General features: G+C 32.6%; 1 pseudogene. It reads left to right on the forward strand.

Features of this window, described 5'->3' with window-relative positions:
* A pseudogene (locus HMPREF2701_RS00175) lies at nt 1-334 on the forward strand (peptidylprolyl isomerase); the annotation flags it as partial.

A 334-nucleotide genomic window follows, 5' to 3' on the forward strand; every position in this document is an offset into this window, starting at 1 on the left:
GAAAATAATACACGTATTCAACCTTATATGACTGAATCAGCTTATTCTCAAGAATTGTCAAGTCAAAATGATGCCATGAACCAAGTTTATAAGGACTATATTTTGGATTATCATTTTGAAAAAGCTGATATCTTTGTCAATCAGACTACGAATCAAGCTATTGCCATGGTCTCTTATAATGTAACCTATGTATCTGATTTAAAGAATGCCAACCAATCAAAGACTAATCAGACAGAAACAAGAACAGTTAAGTTATCCTATTCTAAACTACCTGGTAAGTTATTGGTCAACCAAGTACAGGTTTGGAAATCTGGGTTAGATGATTTAGATAAGG

The sequence above is a fragment of the Streptococcus sp. HMSC077D04 genome (genome assembly GCF_001808785.1).
Lineage (GTDB): Bacteria > Bacillota > Bacilli > Lactobacillales > Streptococcaceae > Streptococcus > Streptococcus mitis_BX.